The following is a 22404-nucleotide window of genomic DNA, read 5'->3' as shown; positions in this document are numbered from 1 at the left end:
CAGCAAAATAGGACAGTGTGTTGCATAAAGAGTCCATCGATTGGGGAGATATCCAGTTCTTTATCGCGGTAGCCAGGAGTAAGAGCGCTCGCAGCGTTGCTGACGACTTTAAAGTCAGCCATTCCACAGTTTCTCGCCGTATTGATGCCCTGGAGGAAAAGCTCCAGGCCAAGCTGTTTTATCGCAGCTCCAAAGGCTATCAGCTGACGGAGGATGGCAAAGCGATGCTCGACTACGCCCAATCGGCAGAGCAGTATCTAAATGCCGCGCAGAAGCATTTACGGGGGGGGAGTAACCAGCTCTCCGGGGAAGTTCGTATCACTATGCCGGATGTAGTCGCATCGCACTTAATTATCCCCTACCTAAATGACTTCTCACGAGCGTATCCAGAGATCAACGTACAGCTACTGGTTACTAGCCACGTTCTCGATTTGGAAAGTCACCAGGCCGACATAGCACTTCGTATTCTCCCCAAAGGCGACGTCGATGTTTCGGATCGACTTGTTGCTCGCAAGCTCGCCGACCTACCCAGTTGCTGTTACGGTTCTCCGGGGTATATCGAGAAATCTGTACCTGACGATGGCCACTGGCTCGGCTGGAGTGGCGATGACGCCACATTGAATTGGGCCAAAGACACGCCCTATCCACAGATGCCTTATCAGCACCAGATTAATCACGGTTTGATACAGCTAGAGGCAGTTAAGAGTGGACTGGGGCTGGCCAGGCTGCCCTGCTTTCTTGCAGATGGTGTTGAAGGAGTCGTTCGGGTCCCTGGGGCAGCTCCATCCAGCCTGCATGAACTGTGGCTAGTCTCCAACCCAGAGCACCGCAATGTTATGCGTTTTAAGGTTTTTAGGGAGTTTATCGTGAAGTTGTTTAGCCGCCTGAATGATAAGTTAATAGGCAAGGCTTAACTGCATCGACTGATATTTTTCTAAAAGTGATGGGATGTATTGTGGCTTTAGTGATAACTCAATACTGATTTACACGCTTTTTGGTCTTAATTTTTGCCGACCAATACCCAATTTTCTGGGAGCTGATTGTCAGAGTGGATACTTGGTAATGGGGTAATCGGCTCATCCACTCTCATCACCAAGCTTAATATTGTCGCAAAGCAAGCTCTATTACAGCCTACTTTGCGCCTTACCTAACGCCCACTGGATAATTACATCCTCGTAGTTGAATTCACCAATACTTCACCTTCCGCGTAGAGTTCACAGCGATCCCTTATCTGGTACTGCTTTCGCTGTTCCTCACAGGCCTGAAGAGCGCTTTGACTCGCCTCAGCTTGGGTGCTTCCACCATCTTCGTTAAAACCGGCCACAAATGCGCCACGATAGTCCACAGCCATTGCCAGGGCCTTGTTTCCTGAGTGCTTCCTGTAAGTTGACATTAGTTGGCCCAAACCACTGATCTCAGGCTCGAACTCCAATCCCTCTTCCTCCTCCAACTCATCCAGCATCGACTGCAACTGTGCCCGCGAGCCTTCTTCTGCAATTTGCATGAATAGCGGTTGGGAGACTTTTGCGAAGAGATCTTTATCTCGGTCCAGGTAAAGCTCCAGCACATACCACCAAGCGATTCCTGTTTCTCTCGGTGCGCGTAAATACGCCTGCTCCAACATTTCCGTATACTTCTGGCGGGGATACCCCAAAACTTGCATTGTGATCGCCAGTTCATGCCAGTACGCCGGTACTTCCCCATTGGCATTTACCAATTGAACATATTTATCCCGAATACGTTTCATGTTTCTGGGACTGGGGTGTCCCTCCTCCGCCAAGGCTGCCGATAAATCATTTTTTGCCTGGGCTTCAAGATACCAGGTTTCTCCCTGGTACTGCGCCGGAATAGAGTTCAAGACTTCCTCAGCGCGGGAATAGTTTCCTTCACCTGTCAAAGCAATGGCCAGTGCGGACTTTAACGATGGGCTAGAAGCCTGCTTTTTATCTGCATAGGCAATATATCTCTCTAGTGCTTCGGATCCCTGCTCTGAAATTGCCATAAAGTAGGCCAGTTCTGAGACTGCGGTACTACTTTCCATCAGGTTAACGGTGGGGGACTCAACAACACCATTATCGGAAAGCTCTCCCTCGTAATAATTGAAATGACTTTTCGGCAATTTCTTATACTGCTCATTGAGCTCGTCAAAAGTCATTCCCAGAGCTTCAGGTAGGCCCGCAATTGGATCATCGCCGGCGTTGAAAGCCTCCAAATATTCATTTAAGGCTTTATTTCTACCTTTATCGAAAATCATCCAGTGAGCTAACATCCATCCACTGGCATAAAGTGCCCCGGTATCCCTTGAATTCAGCGAACCAGGAGTGGCTGAAAGCAGCTTATCCAGTGGTAACTCTCTCGCTCGAGTAAGACTAATCGCTCGATCAACAGGTATTTTTCCAAAGCTGTACTTTTTATTTTCCTCAAAATCTACTGTGGAAAATACTTCAGCAATACCTTCACTAAACCAGTAGGGGTAGAGGTGCTGGCTTCCGCTGTAGGTCAAAAAATGCGTATATTCATGAAACAACGTCTGACGGGCCGGGTTGTCAGGAAGGAGGCGATTTCCGTTTAGGTTCAATAATGCAAAACTCCCATACGCAGTATTATGGAATTGTCCAATGACAGTTCTAGACGACTCACTACCGCTGACTCCTTTAAAACTGAGCCGATCATCCAGGGCGTATATCGTCAACTTCTGTTGATCTGCTGAATACCTGATATATTGTTTTGCAAAAATCCGAAATCGTTCTAAGTCTATTGCCAGTTTTTCAACTTGCTTGGGGTTGTCATTGGTAACGATCCGAAAATGCTCGGTTTCGATCTCATACCATTCGGAATTCACTAATTTCTGCGTGCTTGTGCAACCGTATAAAGCTAGTGCAATCACACCACAAGTAGCTACAAAACGACGAGCATTGCCGAGAATAGAAGAGATTAGGTTCCCCATAAGCCTTATGGTCCGTTTAATTTTATTTTTTCGTAGAAATAGATAGGTAGGAAGGTTACCTATAATTTTTTCTTTTTAAAAATACAACAAAATTATTGCTTGGCCAGAATTTACTAAAAATTTTACTGTTTACTTTGATTGTTTGTCAGTAATTTCAGGCTTTAAAGGAAGAGCAGGTACGGATCGGCGTGACGCTTTTGATAGGGGAGAAAAAAAGATCGTATTTATCGCAAGTTATTTTTAAGCGGAAAAATATCCACAGTAATTCCCCCTTTTGGGGAATTACTGTGGGATTTTCGGAAAAATGGCAATTAGACGTCGAGGTTTTCCACCGCCAGGGCGTTGGTCTCGATAAAGTCACGGCGTGGCTCTACCTGATCGCCCATCAGGGTGGTAAAGATCTGGTCTGCTGCGATAGCATCTTCAACAGTTACCTGCAGCATACGGCGGCTCTCTGGGTCCATGGTGGTTTCCCAAAGCTGCTCCGGGTTCATTTCTCCCAGTCCTTTATAGCGCTGAATACCGTAGCCTCTGCGACTCTCGCCCATCAGCCAGTCCATCACTTCAGGGAAGGTACCAACAGGGTGCTGCTTCTCGCCGCGCTGGATAAAGGCACCCTCTTCCAATAGACCCACCATTTTCTCACCCAGAGCGCAGATAGACGCGTACTCGGCGGAATCGAAGAACTCATGGTTAATCAGGTAGTCGCTGCCGACACCGTGAGCCACGATATGGATATGGGGCAGGAATAGGCCGCGCTCGGTGTTCTCCTGAACCGTCACTTCGTGACGACGGGTTCCACCACTTTCTTCGTCACCAAGTTTCTCCTGGAGCTTCTCACTCCAAGCTGCGACTTTCTCCTGGGACTGTAGGTCTTCCTGAGACAAGCTGGGCAGGTAGATCATGCTGCGCAGCACTTCCTCGGGGTACAGACGCGACAGGCGGTCGATTGTCGCCAGTACGCTGCGGTATTCGCCTACCAGGCTCTCCAGGGAGGCACCAGAAAGCCCTGGGGCGTCCGGGTTCACAAACAGCGTGGCGCCTTCCAGGGCGGCGTTGGTGAGGAACTGGGTTAGAGCGCCCTCATCCTTCAGGTACTGTTCCTGTTTGCCCTTGGAGATCTTGTACAGCGGCGGCTGGGCGATGTAGATGTGACCCCGCTCGATCAGCTCCGGCATCTGACGGAAGAAGAAGGTGAGCAACAGGGTGCGGATATGGGCTCCATCCACGTCAGCATCGGTCATGATGATGATACTGTGGTAACGCAGCTTGTCCGGGTTGAACTCGCTCTTGCCGATGCCACAGCCCAGTGCGGTAATCAGGGTACCCACTTCGGCACTGGAGAGCATTTTGTCGAAGCGCGCTTTTTCCACATTGAGGATCTTACCTTTCAACGGCAGGATCGCCTGGGTGCGGCGATCGCGTCCCTGCTTGGCAGAACCACCGGCGGAGTCACCCTCCACCAGGTAAATTTCAGATAGTGCCGGATCTTTTTGCTGGCAATCAGCTAGTTTTCCAGGCAGGCCGGCAATATCCAGTGCACCCTTGCGGCGAGTCATTTCACGGGCTTTGCGGGCTGCCTCACGAGCTTTGGCCGCGTCGATCATCTTGGTGACGACAGATTTGGCTTCCTGTGGGTTCTCCATCAGGTAGTCTGTGAAGTGGTGGCCCATCTCCTGCTCTACAGCGGGTTTCACTTCGGATGAAACCAGCTTGTCCTTGGTCTGGGAAGAGAATTTCGGGTCCGGAACCTTCACAGAGATAATCGCGGTGAGACCTTCCCTGGCGTCATCGCCAGTGGTGTTCACCTTGTCTTTCTTGCCCAGGCCTTCCCGCTCGATATAGCTGTTCAGGCCACGGGTCAGGGCTGCACGAAAGCCCGCCAGGTGGGTACCGCCGTCGCGCTGGGGAATATTGTTGGTGTAGCAAAAGATGCTTTCCTGGAAGCTATCGTTCCACTGTAATGCCACCTCTACTGCTATGCCGTCTTCACGCTGGCTTTGGAAGTGTAGAACCTTGTTAATCGGGGTTTTGTTCTGGTTGAGGAACTCCACAAAGGCACTCAAACCACCTTCGTATTCATAGACCTCTTCCTTACCGCTGCGCTCGTCCTTCAGGACAATACGCACACCGGAGTTTAAGAAGGACAGCTCGCGCAGGCGCTTGGCCAGCACGTCGAAATGGAATTCGATATTGCTGAAGGTACCCTCTGAGGGTTTGAAGTGCACCGTGGTGCCGGTGGTATCGCTGTCACCCACAACTTCCAAGGGTGCCTGGGGCACACCGTGGTGGTAGGTCTGCTCGTGGATCTTGCCACCGCGACGGATAGTCAGCTTCAGCTCCTTGGACAGAGCGTTTACCACCGATACCCCTACCCCGTGCAGACCGCCGGAGACCTTGTAGGTGTTGTCATCAAATTTACCGCCCGCGTGAAGGACGGTCATAATCACTTCTGCTGCAGAAACCCCCTCTTCCGGGTGAATCTCTGTCGGGATACCACGGCCATTGTCCGATACGGAAATGGACTCATCCGGGTGGATGGTTACACGGATCTCATCACAGTGGCCGGCCAGCGCTTCATCGATGGAGTTGTCGACCACCTCAAATACCATGTGGTGCAGACCGGTGCCATCGTCGGTATCACCAATATACATTCCGGGGCGCTTGCGCACCGCATCCAGGCCTTTTAATACCTTGATACTGCTTGAGTCATAGCTTTGCTGCTCTGACATTTATTCGCTCCATTAAACTTATTGTGCGGCCGAAGCTTCGGCACTGATCTTCCCATGTTCCACGTGGAACACTTTCGGGCAATTCCAAGGGGCATCTAGTTGCCGCCAGGGGCGGCTTGTAGTGCCCTCATCAATTCCGGTTACAAGCACCTGGCTGGCACAACGCCCAACCCAATGCGCAAAAATCTGTTGGTTACTGTCATCCAGCTCTGCCGGCAAGTCATCTACCAGGAATACTGGCATATCCCCCTGCCTGCAGACTACCTCCGCCATGGCCGTGCGCACTGCACACACCAACATCTTCTGTTGGCCTCGAGATAGGATATTGTGGGCCGACTCACCGGCTACGGTAAAACGAATATCCGCCCTATGGGGACCAATACGCGTATGCCCCTGTGAAACATCTGATTCCCGTGATTCAGATAGAGCGCTACGCAGGTCAACTTCTTTACGCCAGCCACGACGGTAACTCATATCGACACGGCTCAACAGGCTCTGTGGTAACTCACCGAGAAGTTGCGAAACAGCGGTCTCCAATTGAGAGAACTGAGCTAATCGCAGATCGTTTACGCGCTCGCCACTAAGGGCCAACTGCTCCTCCCATACGCCGATGCTGGCCTCATCGATTTTACCACGACGCAGGAGAGCATTTCGCTGCCGTAGTGCGATTTGATAATTTTTCCACTCTTGGGCAAATAAATGTTCCACGTGGAACACTGTCCAATCCAGTAACCGACGCCGAACGCCGGGGCCACCATCAAGTGCAGAAAAACTTTCACTGTTTATCAGTTGAAGGGGCAGGCAACTAGCAAGCTGTGAGCTGGATTCCGCTGGCGCCTGGTTTACCCTGATTCTGCCCGAGCCATCTGCGAGGCGCTCTACCCCCAAGTTAAAACCTGTATCGAGCTGGGCAAAAACCGTAAGCCCACCAGTATCATGCTGAATAACCGACTTATGCAGGCGAGAGCGAAAGGAACGACCGGTTGCCAGCATATGTACCGCCTCTAACAGTGAAGTCTTGCCACTGCCATTCGCACCACAAAACACATTAACGCCAGGACCCAGCTTGAGATCCGCAGAGCAGATATTTCGAAAATTAGATAAGAGAAGACGGGTCAGCGCCACAGACACCTCCCCCAGAGTGAAGAGCGCGATGCACAGGCATCGGTTTGTTTATCGGCTACCCCACCGAGCGGGGAGGTAGCCTCAATCCATTCAGAAAAGAGCAATGGGTGGGCTGCCTTACAGGCGCATAGGCATAATCACGTACAGTGCATCACCTTCTTCAGGTTGCTGCAGCAGAGCACTGCTATTGGCATCCGCCAGACTGATACGGATCTGGTCACTGTGAATAGCACCAGTGACGTCCAGCAGATAGGAAACGTTAAAGCCAATCTCCATTGGCTCACCCACGTAATCCACCATCATCTGCTCTTCCGCCTCTTCTTGCTCCGGGTTGTTGGCAACAATCTGCAGCAGCCCCTCAGAAACCTGAAGACGCACCCCGCGGTATTTCTCGTTGGAGAGAATCGCCGCTCGGGAGAAGGCCTGGCGCAATCCCTGGCGATCCGCATAAACCACATTGCCCGCGCCTCGCGGCAACACGCGCTCATAGTCAGGGAATTTGCCGTCTACCAATTTAGAGGTGAAAGTAAACTGACCACTAACCACACGAATATGGTTGTTACCCAGCACCACCTTTGCCTGTGCATCGCTGTCCTCAAGCAAACGACCCAGCTCGAGTACGCCTTTGCGCGGCACAATAGCCTGGATAGGCGTGGAGACATCCAGGCCGGGGGCATCGCGATCGCAGAGTGCCAAGCGGTGGCCATCAGTAGCAACCGCGCGCAGCTGCTGCGGGCGACACTCTAGCAGTAAACCATTCAGGTAATAGCGCACATCCTGCTGAGCCATAGCAAAACTGGTGGCTTCTATCAGGCGGCGGATCTCGCGCTGGGAGATATCGAAACGAGTCTGTGCACTGGCCTCTTCCTGGTTCGGGAAGTCCGCTGCGGGCAGAGTCGACAGCTGAAAACGGCTGCGACCACTGCGCAGTATCAGGCGCTCGCCATCGCGCTCAAACTTTAGTTCAGCACCATCGGGCAGAGAGCGACAGATATCCAGCAGCTTGCGTGCGGGAACGGTCACCTCACCTTCCATTTCTACACCGTCTACACCGAGACGGCCGACAATTTCCACTTCCAGGTCAGTACCGGTCAGGGAGAGTTCCTGGCCCTGTAACTGCATCAACACATTGGCCAGGACTGGCAGTGTTTGGCGTTTCTCAACAACACCGGCCACCAGTTGTAACGGCTTCAGAAGGGCGTCCCGGCTCACATTGAATTTCATCGGTAGTTTCGCCTTGTTTTGTCAGTTATTCGATTAAGTGGTCAGCGACCGTGTCAGCAACTTAACGTCCTCGCGAATATCCGCGTCGGACTCCTGCAACTCACGTATTTTGCGGCAGGCATGCAGTACTGTTGTGTGGTCGCGACCACCAAAGGCATCGCCAATCTCCGGCAAGCTGTGATTGGTCAGCTCCTTGGCCAGGGACATAGCGACTTGGCGGGGGCGGGCCACCGAGCGACTGCGCCGCTTGGAGAGCAAATCCGCCACCTTGATTTTGTAGTATTCAGCGACAACCCGCTGGATATTATCCACACTGACCAGTCGATCCTGTAGGGCCAACAGGTCTTTTAGTGCTTCGCGCACAAGGACATCGTCAATAGCGCGACCGGTAAATTGCGAATTGGCAATTACGCGACGCAGTGCACCCTCGAGCTCCCGCACATTGGAGCGAATACGCTGCGCAATAAAGAAAGCGGAGTCGTGAGGTAAATCCACACCCACCTGCTCGGCCTTCTTCATCAAAATAGCGACTCGGGTCTCGAGCTCCGGAGGCTCTACAGCCACCGTTAATCCCCAGCCAAAGCGGGATTTCAAGCGCTCTTCCAATCCGTCGATCTCTTTCGGATAGCGATCACAGGTTAGGATAATCTGTTGACCACCCTCCAGCAGGGCATTGAAGGTATGGAAAAACTCCTCCTGAGAGCGCTCCTTACCGGCAAAAAACTGGATATCATCAATCAAAAGGGCGTCAACAGACCGGTAATAGCGCTTAAAGTCGCTGATGGCATTCAGCTGTAGCGCTTTCACCATATCTGCAACAAAGCGCTCGGAGTGCAAATACACCACCTTAGCATTGGGGTTGCGTTCCAGCAGTGCGTTGCCAACCGCGTGCATCAAGTGAGTTTTCCCCAGACCCACGCCCCCATATATAAAGAGGGGATTGTAGGCGCCGCCCGGATTGTCAGAAATCTGTTGTGCCGCAGCGAGGCCCAGCTGGTTGGACTTACCTTCAACAAAGGATTTGAAAGTAAAGTTACGATTGAGTGAGCTGCCGTGCTTGATAGCCCCCTCCACCTCAACCTGCCTGGCCGGCTGCTCCGGTACGGGGCGAGCCATACCATTCATAGCCGGTGGTCGCAGATCTGTCAGGGCCAGTTCGCCTGTTGTCATTTGCTCGGCAGTCACCTCCTCAGCCATCGCGGGGTGAGGCACCGGCCTGCTGGCGCCAAACCCAGATCCCAGCGGTGAAGTCACCGGAGGTGGCGCAGTGGCAACAGGTGGCACTGATACCGGTGGCGGTACTACTGCCGGCTGGACTGGAGGTGGTGGCGGAGTTGGCGCCGATGGCGCGGGTGTCGGTACCGGTGTCGGAGGGGCATTATTTGTTACATGGCCGCGCTGGAAGCGAGCCGGCCGGCGAGCGGTAATCTCAAGCGCCACTTGCAGAGGGCGCCCCGGTGCAAACTGTTGCACCAACTCGCGAATGCGGTTCAGGAATTTATTGCCAACCCAGTCCAACACAAAGCGGTTCGGAGCGATCAGGCGCAACTCGCCCTCCGCACTAACGGGATTGACGCGCAACGGCCTGATCCAGGTATTGAACTGCTGAGACGGCAGCTCGTCCTGTAAACAGCTCGCGCACTGCTTCCATACGGATTCAGTCAAGAAACCCCCCAAAAAACCCCAAAATGGTAAGACCAAGGAGAGACGGCAAGGCCGGATTAGAAATCACCCGGGACCGTCAAATAAGATCGGCGCAGTATACCTTTCCACCTTTAGGTTATCCACAAGAAAGACTGCATCTGTTGAAAAAACTGCGCAAAAAGATCCACACAATCAAGGATTTGCACAACAATTAGACAGTTGAGGTGGAAACCCTTCGAAAGTTATCCACAGAAAGCTGTGGGTATCTTGGGGTCAATCAGTGGGCATTCAGAGATACCCCTGATGACTCAACGACTTGTCTAGTTGGCGTAAAAAATTACAGTAAACTCGCGCACCAATAAAAAGAATTTCCCTGATTAGCGCGTTGCTTTCGCTGCTGGCTTTCTATACAATCCGCGGCCTTCGCAGCGCGTAGCTCCGTCTGCACCGGCTTTGTGCCGGACCGGAGTCCAGGCCGCGGCCGGGAAAGGTCCCGAGAAATTTTGAACACAAAGTCTCAGGTAGCAAGACTATGAAACGCACATTTCAACCAAGCAACTTGAAGCGCAAGCGCACTCACGGTTTCCGCGCTCGCATGGCAACCAAAAACGGCCGTAAGATTCTGGCCCGCCGTCGCGCTAAAGGCCGCAAAGTACTGTCTGCATAAGATCTCTTCCCTTTTAGAGATATCTCTTTATGCAGCAGGTGCGCAGCAGCTTCGGATTTGCCAAGACGCTGCGCCTGCTTAATGCGGCGCAGTATCGCTTGGTATTCAATGAAAACCAGGTGCGCGCCGCACACCCTCATCTGTTGATCCTCGCCCGTCCCAACTCCTTGGAACACCCGCGTCTCGGCCTCGTTATTGCTAAAAAGCATGTACGCAACGCCTCCGACCGCAATCAAATCAAGCGTATAACCCGGGAAACCTTCCGTCTGCAGCAATATGATTTGCCGCCGCTGGATGCCGTGGTGCTCGCGCGCCCTGGGGTCGCAGATCTGGATAAGGCCGAGTTGGCGAAACTACTGAATAAACTCTGGCGTAAACTGGCCAAGCGGGCTCGACAGCCGCAACCCCAACCATGAAGTGGATACTGATCAAGCTGATCCATGTATACCGCTACCTGGCCAGCCCCTGGGTAGGCAACCAATGTCGCTTCTACCCCACCTGCTCCCGGTACTCTGAAGAGGCCATTGAAACTCATGGAGCGATAAAAGGGGGTTATTTAACTCTGCGCCGCCTTATAAAATGCCACCCCTGGCACCCTGGTGGATTGGACCCGGTTCCCCCCACCAGACACAAGAACACGCTCTAGGTAACAAGATGGATTGGCAACGCTATACGCTGCTCGGCGGAATTCTCGCGGTTCTCCTGGCACTTATCTTCCAGTGGAACGCATTTCAAGAGCAACACACTCCTGAACTCGACCGCGAAACCGTCGTGCAGACTGGCGGCGAGACTGTCAGCCAAATACCCGCCGAAACACCCGCGAGCACCGGCGACAGTGATGTTCCCCAACTTCGTTCCCAGGTGCCCGCTTCCGATGAAGGCAGCAGTACTGAGAGCAAGCTGATCAGTGTCACCACCGACGTTTTTGATCTGCTCATCAATCCTCGTGGCGGCGATATCGTCAAAGTGGCGCTGCGCAAACAACAAGAGAAGTTGGATACCCCGGATCAACCCCTGATCCTGTTGAACCAGACCCGCAACCATACCTATATTGCCCAAAGTGGCCTTATCGGTAAAAACGGGACCGACAGCGCCGCTGGCCGCCCGGTTTTCAAGGTGGCAAAAACCGAATATGCGATGGTTGAGGGCGACGATACCCTGATAGTAGACCTGACTCTGCAACAGGAAGGCGCCAATATCACCAAGCGCTTCACCTTCAAGCGTGGAGACTACCTGATCCAAGTGGCCTACCTGGTGGATAACACCAGTGACAAACCCTGGTCCGCGGCCATGTTTGGTCAAATTAAGCGCGATGCCAGTGAACCCGCAACCGACACCGGTTTCGGTATGTCGCCTTTCCTCGGCGCCGCCATCCGCACCAACGAAAAGAACTACTTCAAGCAGGACTTCGAGGAGATTGCTGAAAGCCCCACCCGCGAAACCATCGAAGGTGGTTGGGTAGCTATGGTTCAGCACTACTTTATCAGTGCCTGGATTCCCCCCCAGGACGAGCGCAATACCTTTGAATTGAAGGAGCTATCCAACGGCCTCTTCCGCATGGGCTTTACCGCACCTCAAGTGCAAATCCCCGCTGCCACCCAAGGCGAGCTGAGCGCTTCTTTCTACGCTGGCCCGAAAGATGTCTACCGTCTGGAAGAAATCTCTCCCGGCCTCGACCTGACCGTCGATTACGGCTGGCTCTGGTGGATCGCCAAACCGCTGTTCGGTGTCCTGCACTTTATCCAGGAACATATTGTCAGCAACTGGGGCTGGGCGATCATCCTGCTCACCGTATTTATCAAGACGCTGCTTCTGCCTCTGTCCGCCGCTGGCACCAAATCCATGGCGCGTATGCGAAAGTTTGCGCCGCAGATGAAAAAGCTGCAGGAACAGTACAAGGATAACCGGCAAAAGCTGGCGGAAGAGACTATGAAGCTCTACCGCCGCGAGAAGATCAATCCGATGGGTGGCTGCCTGCCGATCCTGTTGCAGATGCCGGTATTTATCGCGCTCTACTGGATGCTCACCGAAACCGTTGAGCTGCGCCACGCGCCCTGGATCTTCTGGATTCACGATCTGTCGGCGAAGGACCCCTACTTTATCCTGCCGGTACTGATGGGCCTGTCTATGTGGTTTATGCAAAAGCTGAACCCGGCTCCCACCGATCCAACCCAAGCCCGCATCATGCAGCTGATGCCGGTAATGATGACAGTGTTCTTCCTGTGGTTCCCAGCGGGTCTGGTTCTGTACTGGATCGCCAACAACCTGATTACCATTGCGCAAACCTGGTATATCAATAAACAGGTGGATGCCGGTAAGTACTAACCAGTACCGATCTGCAGCAACACAATAAACAAGGGCCGCTAATGCGGCCCTTTTCCGTTCTGTCGAGTAAACTCAGCCGATGACACAAGAAAGCCTCAATCGCGACACTATTGCTGCTGTTGCCACCGCGCCCGGGCGCGGCGGTATCGGCGTTATCCGACTGTCGGGCACAAGAGCCCTGCAAATTGCCCAACAAATCTGCGGGGAAAAATCCCTCCAGCCCCGCTCTGCCCACTACCGGAACTTTACCCACAAAGAGCAGTTAATCGACCAGGGATTGGCGCTCTTTTTCCCCGGTCCCAACTCCTTTACCGGGGAGGATGTGGTGGAGCTCCAGGGACACGGCGGTCCGGTAATTCTCGATCAGTTACTTCAAGCCGCTATCGAGTTGGGCGCTCGACAAGCCCGCCCCGGAGAATTTTCCGAACGGGCTTTCCTCAACGACAAAATGGATTTAACTCAGGCCGAAGCGATCGCCGATTTAATCGACGCCGGCAGTGCCCAGGCAGCGCGCAATGCCATGCGCTCACTGCAAGGCGCGTTTTCCGAGAAAATCGAAGACCTGGTGGAAAATCTTACCCATCTGCGTATCTACGTGGAGGCCGCCATTGATTTCCCCGAAGAGGAAATCGACTTCCTCGCCGATGGCAAAGTGGCAGCTGATATAGAAACCCTACTGGCACAAATGGTGGGTGTAGAAACCCAGGCGCGCCAGGGCGCAATAATGCGCGAGGGAATGCGAGTTGCTATCGCAGGACGCCCCAATGCAGGGAAATCCAGCCTTCTCAACACACTGGCCGGACACGACGCCGCTATTGTCACCGATATCGCCGGTACCACTCGGGATATCCTGCGTGAACATATTCATATCGACGGTATGCCCCTCCAGTTTGCCGATACTGCGGGATTAAGGGATGCCCCGGATAGAGTCGAACAAATTGGTATCGAACGCGCCTGGGAGGAAATCCATGGCGCAGACCGGGTACTACTTGTCATGGATGCAGAGCAGCTCCACTCCCTGGATCCCACACAAGTTTGGCCAGAATTTACCAGTCAGCTGAGAGATCTCGATAAACTGACATTAGTACTGAATAAGATTGACCTCACCGACTACAGCGCTGGCCTTCAGGCACACACTGAAGGCGTGCCAGTGATTGCCATCAGTGCAAAAACAGGTGCCGGGCTCGATGCGTTAAAAGAACATTTAAAACAGAGTATTGGTTTCAGCGGCGCTGGAGAGGGAACATTCAGTGCCAGGCGCCGACACCTGGACGCACTGGGCCGGGCACAAGCTTTTATACATCAGGGCCAGCGGCAACTTCACACTAGCGGTGCAGGCGAACTGCTCGCCGAAGACTTACGCCAGGCCCAGCAGGCTCTGGGAGAAATTACTGGCACCGTCAGTGCCGATGAATTACTCGGCAAGATCTTCGGCAGTTTTTGTATCGGTAAGTAAACGCCCCACCCCAACTTCCAAGTTATCCCAAGGGGGAGGCAACTTTATCCTCCCTCTCTTCTCTCCTTCCAGCTTCCCAACATATTTCTCACTTCTTTTACACAGGTTTAACCCCGACTTTCAGGCCGGATAAATTAAATCCCCAATTTTTCCAGATCTTATTAAATAGACTGCCAAAAAAATCTGGTAAAAAACTCTGCAAAATAAGATATGGCGCCGATCGAGTTATACATGTCCACGGGGATTTCCCGTGGATATCTTTTCACTTGTTTCAATCACCTGTAAATCACATAGATACAGCAACAAAACTCACAGACTTATACAATATTCACTCTTACGCACAATTAACTCCCAAGTCTTATCACCCTCTACGCACAAGCTAAAACCTGAAATTGCCAGGTGTGAGTAAAAAAGGGGATAAACACCTGCGTAAGCAACGAATGCTATGATGATAACTTTCCCGCCAGCACGAGGCGCGCAAAGTTGTCCCGGCTTTCCACAATCGTCTACCGGGGTTGCCCCCCCTTCAGCCAAGGGGTTATTGCCCATGTTTTCATCAGTGTAAACTGTTGATTTATAAGACTTTTTTTAGCTTATACATGATTTGCCGGACACTAATAAAAACAACTAAATCAAAAACCTCTCTCTAAGAAATACATTTATTCATTTATATAAACTTAAGAGAGCCAAAAAATAATTTGCTCTAAAGCTAGCTCTAGAAGGTTTCCTTGGAGAGAGAGCCCCGATAGCATGGAACTGGATAGTCTCAGTTTTTACAGCTTTACAAGCGTCTGCCAACTAGAGTGCAGGAATATGCTTGTAGCCAATTGCTGACTCACACCTACTGCCTATAAAATGTGCGCCCCCAGTTGTAACCAGTAGCAGCCACTATGGAATTCCCTAAGACCTATGATGTGATCGTGATCGGCGGAGGCCACGCAGGTACCGAAGCCTCACTGGCAGCGGCACGTATGGGAGCTTCCACTCTGCTGCTGACCCACAATATCGAGACCCTTGGGCAAATGTCCTGTAACCCGGCGATCGGTGGTATCGGCAAGAGTCATCTCGTGAAGGAGGTCGATGCCCTTGGTGGCGCTATGGCAACGGCAACAGACCTGGGCGGAATTCAGTTCCGGGTCCTCAATGCCCGCAAAGGCCCCGCAGTAAGGGCAACTCGCGCCCAGGCCGATAGAGCCCTGTATCGCGCCGCTATCCGTTCAATCCTGGAAGCACAGGAAAACCTGGAGATCTTCCAACAAGCGGCGGATGACCTGATTGTCGAAGGTGAACGGGTTGTGGGCGTTGTCACCAATGCGGGGGTGCGCTTTCGCGCCAAGACAGTGGTACTGACCGCAGGGACTTTCCTCGGTGGGCGTATACACATTGGCTTGGATAACCATGCCGGCGGCCGCGCTGGAGACCCGCCCTCGATCGCCCTTGCAGATCGTCTGCGCGAGTTGCCTTTCCGCGTCGATCGCCTCAAAACCGGTACCCCTCCCCGTATTGATGCCCGCTCAGTAGATTTCAGCGAACTGGAGGAACAGTGGGGAGATAGCCCCACACCGGTAATGTCTTATTTGGGTAGCCGCGATCAACACCCGCGCCAGGTCTGCTGCTGGATTACCCACACCAATGCCCGCACCCATGAAATTATCCAGGGGGGGCTCGATCGCTCGCCCATGTATTCCGGCGTGATTGAAGGGATTGGCCCGCGCTACTGTCCCTCCATCGAAGACAAGGTGCACCGCTTTGCGGACAAAGACAGCCACCAGGTGTTTATCGAGCCTGAAGGGTTGACCACCAACGAGCTGTACCCCAATGGTATTTCCACCAGTCTGCCCTTCGATGTACAGATTGAGCTGGTGCACTCCATTAAAGGCTTTGAAAAGGCGCATATCACCCGCCCGGGCTATGCAATTGAGTACGATTTCTTCGACCCGCGCGACCTTTTGCCGTCCCTGCAAACCAAATTTATCCAGGGGCTCTACTTTGCCGGCCAGATCAATGGCACCACCGGCTACGAGGAAGCGGCTGCCCAGGGACTCCTGGCTGGCGCCAATGCCGCCCTACAGGCCCAGGAGCGCGAAGCCTGGTCCCCCCGTCGGGATGAAGCCTACCTGGGCGTGCTTGTGGATGATTTGATCACCAGCGGCACTAAAGAGCCCTACCGCATGTTTACCAGCCGCGCGGAATATCGCTTGCTGCTCCGTGAGGACAATGCTGACCTGCGCCTGACCGAAAAAGGTCGCGAATTGGGCCTGGTCGACGATACCCGCTGGGCAGCGTTCAGTGAAAAGCGCGAGGCGATCGCCCGGGAGACCCAGCGACTACAAGATACCTGGGTGCACCCAAAGACGCCCCAGGCCGCCTCTGTAGAAACCAAACTGCCGCAGCCATTGGCGCGGGAATACAGCCTGATGGACCTGCTGCGCCGCCCGGAACTGGGCTATCAGGATGTGGCGGGTCTCAAAGGGGAAGCGGTAACCGACGAGCAGGTTGCCGAACAGGTGGAAATCTCGGCCAAGTACGCCGGCTATATCGATCGCCAGCGCGAGGAAATTGAGCGCTTGCAGGCCTACGAAGATACCCCGATCCCGGCGGACTTCGACTACAGCGATATTTCTGGTCTATCCAATGAGGTTAAGCAAAAGCTGGGAGAGACCCGCCCGGATACCCTGGCGCGGGCCTCGCGGATACCGGGTGTGACGCCCGCATCCATATCCCTGCTGCTGATCCAGTTGAAAAAGCGCGGGCTGCTGAAGCGCAAAAAAGCGGTATAAATCGGTTTTCCACAGGGTATCCCGCGAGGCCCTGCGGGGTTTGAGTTTCGCGGGACTACTGGGGGATAGACCCATTTCTCACTCAATGGAACAGTTTCGTCCGCGCCTGTTAGAGGCGGCGGCACAGATGTCGGTGGTACTCAGTGACCGGCAGCAGGATCAGCTACTGGAATACCTGGCGCTTTTCGCCCGCTGGAACAGTGCCTACAACCTGTCCGCCATACGCGACCCAGAGCAGATGCTGGAGCGCCATATTATCGACAGCCTCAGTGTGGTAAATCTCTGTGGCGAAGGCTCTTTGATCGATGTGGGTAGCGGTGGCGGCCTGCCGGGAATTCCCCTGGCAATTGTGCATCCGGAGCGCTCCATCACCCTGCTCGACAGCAATGGCAAGAAGACCCGCTTCCTGTTCCAAGTGGCCAGCACCCTGCCCCTGCCCAATATCACGGTAGTCAATGAGCGGGTAGAAGCCTTTGTGCCAGAACAGCCTTTTGCCGGTGTGGTGTCCCGCGCCTTTGCCTCCATCGAAGATATGGTCAATGGCAGTGAGCATATGTTGGCACCCAAGGGTCGTTTTTATGCCATGAAGGGCAAGCTGCCTGAGGATGAGTTGAGCGCTCTGCCAAAAGGCATTAAGGTCGAGCAGGTGCACCGGTTGTCGGTGCCCGGCTGCGACGGTGAGCGACATATGATTCAGCTCTGTCGCACAGAATAAGATGATAGTTTGGCGGGTTTGTCGCCCGCCCAATCCTGCTCCCCTATCGTGGGGCACAACAGCCGCCGCCCGAAGCCGAGCCGGCGTCGGGGCAAACGCACCCGGAAACAACAAAGGACAAGAATCTTGAGCAAGATATTTGCTGTGGCCAACCAGAAAGGCGGGGTTGGCAAGACCACTACCTGCGTCAACCTGGCCGCATCTTTGGTTGCCAACAAGCGGCGCGTATTGCTGATCGACCTGGACCCCCAGGGCAATGCCACCATGGGCAGCGGTGTGGATAAGAGTGACCTTGAGGTGTCCGGTTACGATGTGCTGGCCGCCGAATTACCCGTTGAGCAGGCCATTGTATCCACAGAGAGCGGTTTTGATTTGATCCCGGGTAACGGTGACCTGTCTGCGGCAGAGGTGGAGTTGCTGAATCTGGAGGGGCGCGAATCCCGCCTGCGCCGCGCCCTGGCTGCGGTGAGTAATCGTTACGACTACGTGATTATCGACTGTCCGCCATCGTTGAATATGCTGACCGTAAACGCCCTCTGTGCAGCTCACGGCGTATTGATTCCCATGCAGTGTGAATACTATGCCCTGGAGGGGTTGTCAGCACTGGTGGACACCATCACCCAGATCCAGCAGGCCGCCAACCCGGACCTGAAAATCGAGGGTATCTTGCGCACCATGTACGATCCGCGCAACAGCCTCACCAGCGAAGTGTCGGCGCAGTTGCAGGAGTTTTTCGGCGATCGTCTGTATCGAACCTGTATCCCGCGCAATGTCCGTTTGGCAGAGGCTCCCAGCTTCGGCAAGCCGGCGCTGGATTACGACCGCCATTCGAAAGGGGCTATTGCCTATCTGGCACTGGCTTGCGAAATCAATCGCCGCCATCCCGCCAATCAATCTTCCAATAAGAAAAGCCGCCCTGTGGCGGAAGCCGTATAAGGGGTAATTACTATGGCCGCCAAACGCAAAGGACTGGGCCGGGGTTTATCCCACCTGATCAGCAATAAAAACAGCACCGCGATCGCCGAGGCTACCGGTGAAGCTGAAACCGAAACCGCCGTTGTCGACGGTGAGCTGAAGGAGTTGCCGATAGAGTTTTTGCAGCGCGGCCGCTACCAGCCACGCCGGGATTTTCCACAGGAATCCTTGCAAGAGCTGGCGGACTCGATACGCGCCCAGGGCATTATGCAGCCGATCGTCGTCCGCAGTATCGGTGAGCAGAGCTATGAAATCATCGCCGGTGAACGGCGCTGGCGCGCGGCCCAATTGGCGGGACTGGAGAAAGTGCCGGCACTGGTGCGCAGCGTTTCCGATGAAGCTGCAATCGCTATGGCGCTGATTGAAAATATCCAGCGTGAAGACCTGAATCCGGTAGAGGAAGCTGTAGCCCTCAAGCGTTTACAGGATGAGTTCAAGCTGACCCAGCAGGAAGTGGCCGATGCGGTGGGCAAATCCCGTACCGCAGTAACCAACCTGTTGCGACTGTTGAGTCTCAGTGAAGAGGTGCGGACTTTCCTGGAGCGTGGCGATCTGGAGTTGGGGCACGCCAAAGCCCTGCTCGGTCTATCCGGTGCCACCCAGCGCTCTGCTGCGCGCCAGGTGGTCGAGCGCAGCCTTACCGTGCGCCAGACAGAGGCGCTGGTGCGCCGTTTACAACAGCCGGCTGCCCCCGCACCGGAAAAACCGAAGCCCGACCCCAATATCCGTCGCCTAACTGAGCGCCTGGCAGAAAAAGTCGGAGTGCCCGTATCTATCGATCACAACGATAAAGGTAATGGCCGCCTGGTACTCAAATACACCACTCTGGAAGAGCTGGATGGAATCCTCGCCCACCTGGGTTACGCCGAGGACTGAGGCCACAGGGAAATGCGCGTCCTAGTGGCGCGCGCAATAACTGTTGGCAAATACTCACTGCGGCGAGTAATTCCGTGCAAAACCTCCTGAAAATCAAATAAGTTGACGACATTTGCCGGTTGAATCGGCGATGCTGTTGCCGCATAATTCGCACGCCCAAATTTTGGGCGGACAGCGCAAAAAAAGTCGGCTTATCCCGTCTATGACAAAACCCCCGGTATTACGAATAGCCGCGGTACAGCTTCTGCTGATATCGGTGGCCAGTGCGGCACTGCACTTGAGCGGTAAACCGGTGACTGCGCTCTCCGTATTTATCGGCGGTGCCCTGTGTGCACTGCCCGGAGCATATTTTGGCAGGCGCGCCTTTCGCGATAGCGGTGCGCGCGCGGCCCATCGCGTGGTAGGCAATTTCTACCGCGCGGAAACCGGCAAATTTATATTGACCATGGCAGGTTTTGCAGCGGTGTTTGCCACCGTCAAACCACTGAATGCTGCGGCGCTTTTTATCAGCTACGTCCTCTGTGTAATCGTGCAGTGGATTTTGGTAGCGCGCATGGTCCGCTAGCCGGTGGATAAGAAAAAAGAATTCTTACTTTTACGATTGTTGAGGAACTATGGCAGGCGAAGCTCAAACCGCGACGGGGTATATCCAACACCACCTGCAAAACATGACTTACGGCAAGCTGCCGGCCGGGTATACCCGCGCCGACGGTAGTGTGCTGAATGAGTCTACTTGGACTATGGCGCATTCCTCCCAGGAAGCTGCGGATATGGGCTTTTGGGCCCTGCACGTAGATACCCTGGGCTGGTCTATCGGCCTCGGTCTGATTTTTTGCTTCCTGTTTGCCCGCGCAGCCAAGAAGGCCAGTGTGGACAAGCCCACAGGCTTCCAGAGCTTTGTGGAGCTGGTTACCGACTTTATCGACAAGCTGGTTAAGGAAACCTTTCCCCACCGCAACACTATGGTTGCCCCGATGGCTCTGACCATCTTTGTGTGGGTTTTCCTGATGAACCTGATGGATTTGGTACCGGTGGACTGGCTGCCGATGGCTGCCGCCAAGATTTCCGGCAACGATCACCTCTTCTTTAAAGTGGTCCCAACCACCGACCCGAACGCCACCCTGGGTATGGCCCTAGCGGTATTTGCGCTGATGATTTTCTTCAGTATTCGCGAAAAAGGTGCCATCGGCTTCCTTAAGGAGCTGACTCTGCACCCTTTCCATACCGGCAAGTTGTTCTTTGACATCCTGCTGATCCCGGTGAACTTCCTGCTGGAAGCAGTATCCCTGATCGCCAAACCGATCTCCCTGGGCCTGCGTCTGTTCGGAAACCTCTACGCCGGTGAAATGATCTTTATCCTGATCGCGATTGTGTTTGGCGTTGGTGTTCTCGGCTTTATTGGTGCGGGCCTCCTGCACATGGGCTGGGCGATTTTCCACGTACTGGTAATCGTGCTGCAGGCGTTCGTATTTATGGTATTGAGCACCGTGTACATGGCGATGGCACACCATCGCGACGATGAGCACGAGCACGATCAATAAGTTTTTAACCCTTTTTTCGACCTTTACAACAACTCTTTAACTTTGATTTGGAGAACACAATGGAAGCATTAGGTCTGGTTTACATCGCAAGTGCACTGCTGATCGGTCTGGGCGCCCTGGGTACCGCTATCGGTTTCGGTACTCTGGGTGGCAAGCTGCTGGAAGGTTCCGCTCGTCAGCCTGAACAGGCTCCGGCTCTGCAGGGCAAGATGTTCCTGATGGCTGGTCTGCTTGACGCGGTTCCGATGATCGGTGTTGGTATCGCTATGTACCTGATCTTCGCCGTAGCTCCTGGTCTGGTTTAATTACGCCGTTCCAATTGCCCTTAACCCTATTTAAAGAGCAAGAGGTGTCGGAGTGAATATCAACCTGACTCTAATCGGCCAGTCGATTACTTTCCTGTTTTTCGTCTGGTTTTGCTGGAAGTTTGTTTGGCCGCCGCTTTTGGGCGTGATGAAAGAGCGTGAGCAGAAGATCGCAGATGGTCTCGCTGACGCCGAACACGCACAGAAAGATCTGGAACTGGCCAAGCGCAAAGCTGCCGAGCAGTTGAAGGAAGCCAAAGATCAGGCTAACGAGATCATTGATGGTGCCAACAAGCGCGCCAACCAGATTCTCGATGAAGCCAAGCAAGCGGCTCAGTCTGAAGGCGATCGCCTGAAAACTGCGGCCAAAGCTGAGATCGACCAGGAAGTGAATCGCGCTAAAGAGCAACTGCGCAGCCGTGTGGCAGACCTGTCTGTCCTGGGTGCGGAGAAGATTCTCGCGGTCAATATCGACGCTAAGGCGCACGACGACCTGATCGATAAACTGGCAGCCGAGCTGTAAGCGAGGAACCCAATGGCGGAACTCAGCACACTGGCCCGGCCCTACGCTAAAGCCGCATTCTCTTATGCGCAGGAAGCCTCCCACTTAGGTGGTTGGAGCACTGCGCTGAGCACTGCGGCAGCGGTCAGCCAGAACGAAAAAGTGCGTGAGCTGCTGGATAATCCCCAGCTCACCAGTGAAGAGCGCGCAGATAAATTCCTGTCGATCTGTTCAGACGAACTCGGCGAGCACGGAAGGAACTTCATCCGGTTGCTGGCGGAAAACAACCGCCTGCAGCTGCTGCCGGAAATTTCCGAACTGTTCGAAGAGCTGAAAGCGCAAGCGGAAGCCACCCTCGAGGTGGAAGTTGTTTCCGCGCACGCCTTGAGCGATGCACAGGCGCAAGCACTGGGCCAAAAGCTCAGCGCGAAGTTTGAACGCGAAATACATCTGCACAGCTCGGTGGACGAGAGCCTGCTGGGCGGCGCGATCATCCGCGCCGGTGATACAGTCATCGACGGTACCGTACGCGGCCGTCTGGCCAAGCTCGCCGAGGCGATGAACTCCTAAATTACTCTCCCCGTTGGCGT

Annotated in this window: 20 protein-coding genes; 15 read left to right on the top strand and 5 right to left on the bottom strand. The window is 54.0% G+C overall.

Annotation, left to right across the window (positions count from 1 at the left end):
* Window positions 1-20 precede the first annotated feature (20 nt).
* A complete protein-coding gene (locus ACJJIE_RS17000) occupies window positions 21-914 on the top strand; it encodes a LysR family transcriptional regulator (protein ID WP_444892432.1) in 894 nt (297 codons plus the stop codon).
* Window positions 915-1165: 251 nt separating this feature from the next.
* On the opposite strand, the gene ACJJIE_RS16995 is transcribed toward ACJJIE_RS17000, so the two are convergent.
* The 5 genes from ACJJIE_RS16995 to dnaA form a co-directional block, all read right to left on the bottom strand.
* On the bottom strand, window positions 1166-2947 hold the full coding sequence (locus tag ACJJIE_RS16995) for a hypothetical protein (RefSeq protein WP_444892431.1): 1782 nt from the start codon (window positions 2945-2947) through the stop codon (window positions 1166-1168).
* Window positions 2948-3258: 311 nt separating this feature from the next.
* Window positions 3259-5679 carry a DNA topoisomerase (ATP-hydrolyzing) subunit B gene (gyrB, locus tag ACJJIE_RS16990; protein ID WP_444892430.1) on the bottom strand — a complete coding sequence of 807 codons (2421 nt, stop codon included), beginning with the start codon at window positions 5677-5679 and terminating at the stop codon, window positions 3259-3261.
* 18 nt (window positions 5680-5697) lie between these two features.
* Complete coding sequence (gene recF, locus ACJJIE_RS16985) at window positions 5698-6804, bottom strand: DNA replication/repair protein RecF (protein WP_444892429.1); 1107 nt, start codon at window positions 6802-6804, stop codon at window positions 5698-5700.
* A 117-nt stretch (window positions 6805-6921) separates the two neighbouring features.
* Window positions 6922-8028, bottom strand: a complete 1107-nt coding sequence (gene dnaN, locus ACJJIE_RS16980; protein ID WP_444892428.1) for a DNA polymerase III subunit beta — start codon at window positions 8026-8028, stop codon at window positions 6922-6924.
* Window positions 8029-8061: 33 nt separating this feature from the next.
* Window positions 8062-9693 carry a chromosomal replication initiator protein DnaA gene (gene dnaA / locus ACJJIE_RS16975; protein ID WP_444892427.1) on the bottom strand — a complete coding sequence of 544 codons (1632 nt, stop codon included), beginning with the start codon at window positions 9691-9693 and terminating at the stop codon, window positions 8062-8064.
* Between the two features lie 511 nt (window positions 9694-10204).
* Here dnaA and rpmH point away from each other — a divergent pair.
* From rpmH to ACJJIE_RS16905, 14 genes are all read left to right on the top strand, one after another.
* A complete protein-coding gene (gene rpmH / locus ACJJIE_RS16970) occupies window positions 10205-10339 on the top strand; it encodes a 50S ribosomal protein L34 (protein ID WP_020413885.1) in 135 nt (44 codons plus the stop codon).
* A gap of 29 nt (window positions 10340-10368) precedes the next feature.
* Entirely contained in the window at window positions 10369-10755 is a 387-nt protein-coding gene (gene rnpA / locus ACJJIE_RS16965) for a ribonuclease P protein component (protein ID WP_282930565.1), read from the top strand.
* Window positions 10752-10985 (top strand): membrane protein insertion efficiency factor YidD, encoded by a 234-nt coding sequence (gene yidD / locus ACJJIE_RS16960; RefSeq protein ID WP_108735100.1) that lies wholly within the window; start codon window positions 10752-10754, stop codon window positions 10983-10985. Before rnpA ends, yidD begins: the two co-directional genes overlap by 4 nt.
* A gap of 8 nt (window positions 10986-10993) precedes the next feature.
* Window positions 10994-12664 carry a membrane protein insertase YidC gene (yidC, locus tag ACJJIE_RS16955; protein ID WP_444892426.1) on the top strand — a complete coding sequence of 557 codons (1671 nt, stop codon included), beginning with the start codon at window positions 10994-10996 and terminating at the stop codon, window positions 12662-12664.
* Between the two features lie 79 nt (window positions 12665-12743).
* Window positions 12744-14120, top strand: a complete 1377-nt coding sequence (gene mnmE / locus ACJJIE_RS16950) for a tRNA uridine-5-carboxymethylaminomethyl(34) synthesis GTPase MnmE (protein ID WP_444892425.1) — start codon at window positions 12744-12746, stop codon at window positions 14118-14120.
* 890 nt (window positions 14121-15010) lie between these two features.
* The gene (mnmG, locus tag ACJJIE_RS16945) at window positions 15011-16900 is read left to right on the top strand and encodes a tRNA uridine-5-carboxymethylaminomethyl(34) synthesis enzyme MnmG (RefSeq protein WP_444888995.1); all 1890 of its coding nucleotides are present in this window, start codon (window positions 15011-15013) and stop codon (window positions 16898-16900) included.
* Window positions 16901-16985: 85 nt separating this feature from the next.
* Entirely contained in the window at window positions 16986-17615 is a 630-nt protein-coding gene (gene rsmG / locus ACJJIE_RS16940; protein WP_444892424.1) for a 16S rRNA (guanine(527)-N(7))-methyltransferase RsmG, read from the top strand.
* A gap of 126 nt (window positions 17616-17741) precedes the next feature.
* Window positions 17742-18551 carry a ParA family protein gene (locus ACJJIE_RS16935; RefSeq protein ID WP_020413891.1) on the top strand — a complete coding sequence of 270 codons (810 nt, stop codon included), beginning with the start codon at window positions 17742-17744 and terminating at the stop codon, window positions 18549-18551.
* Window positions 18552-18563: 12 nt separating this feature from the next.
* Window positions 18564-19466: a ParB/RepB/Spo0J family partition protein gene (locus ACJJIE_RS16930; RefSeq protein ID WP_444892423.1), complete on the top strand. Its 903-nt coding sequence runs from the start codon at window positions 18564-18566 to the stop codon at window positions 19464-19466.
* Window positions 19467-19668: 202 nt separating this feature from the next.
* Window positions 19669-20031 (top strand): ATP synthase subunit I, encoded by a 363-nt coding sequence (locus tag ACJJIE_RS16925; protein WP_282930569.1) that lies wholly within the window; start codon window positions 19669-19671, stop codon window positions 20029-20031.
* Between the two features lie 49 nt (window positions 20032-20080).
* A complete protein-coding gene (gene atpB, locus ACJJIE_RS16920) occupies window positions 20081-21007 on the top strand; it encodes a F0F1 ATP synthase subunit A (protein WP_444892422.1) in 927 nt (308 codons plus the stop codon).
* Window positions 21008-21066: 59 nt separating this feature from the next.
* Window positions 21067-21312: a F0F1 ATP synthase subunit C gene (atpE, locus tag ACJJIE_RS16915; protein ID WP_020413895.1), complete on the top strand. Its 246-nt coding sequence runs from the start codon at window positions 21067-21069 to the stop codon at window positions 21310-21312.
* A 52-nt stretch (window positions 21313-21364) separates the two neighbouring features.
* The gene (locus ACJJIE_RS16910) at window positions 21365-21835 is read left to right on the top strand and encodes a F0F1 ATP synthase subunit B (protein ID WP_282930571.1); all 471 of its coding nucleotides are present in this window, start codon (window positions 21365-21367) and stop codon (window positions 21833-21835) included.
* Window positions 21836-21847: 12 nt separating this feature from the next.
* Window positions 21848-22384, top strand: coding sequence for a F0F1 ATP synthase subunit delta (locus ACJJIE_RS16905; protein ID WP_108735091.1), 537 nt, complete (start codon window positions 21848-21850; stop codon window positions 22382-22384).
* The last annotated feature ends 20 nt before the right edge of the window (window positions 22385-22404 follow it).

The sequence above is a fragment of the Microbulbifer maximicatervae (SeqCode) genome, assembly GCF_052467325.1.
Note: the sequence above shows the minus strand (reverse complement) of the source record. Positions and strands in the feature narration are given on the sequence as shown.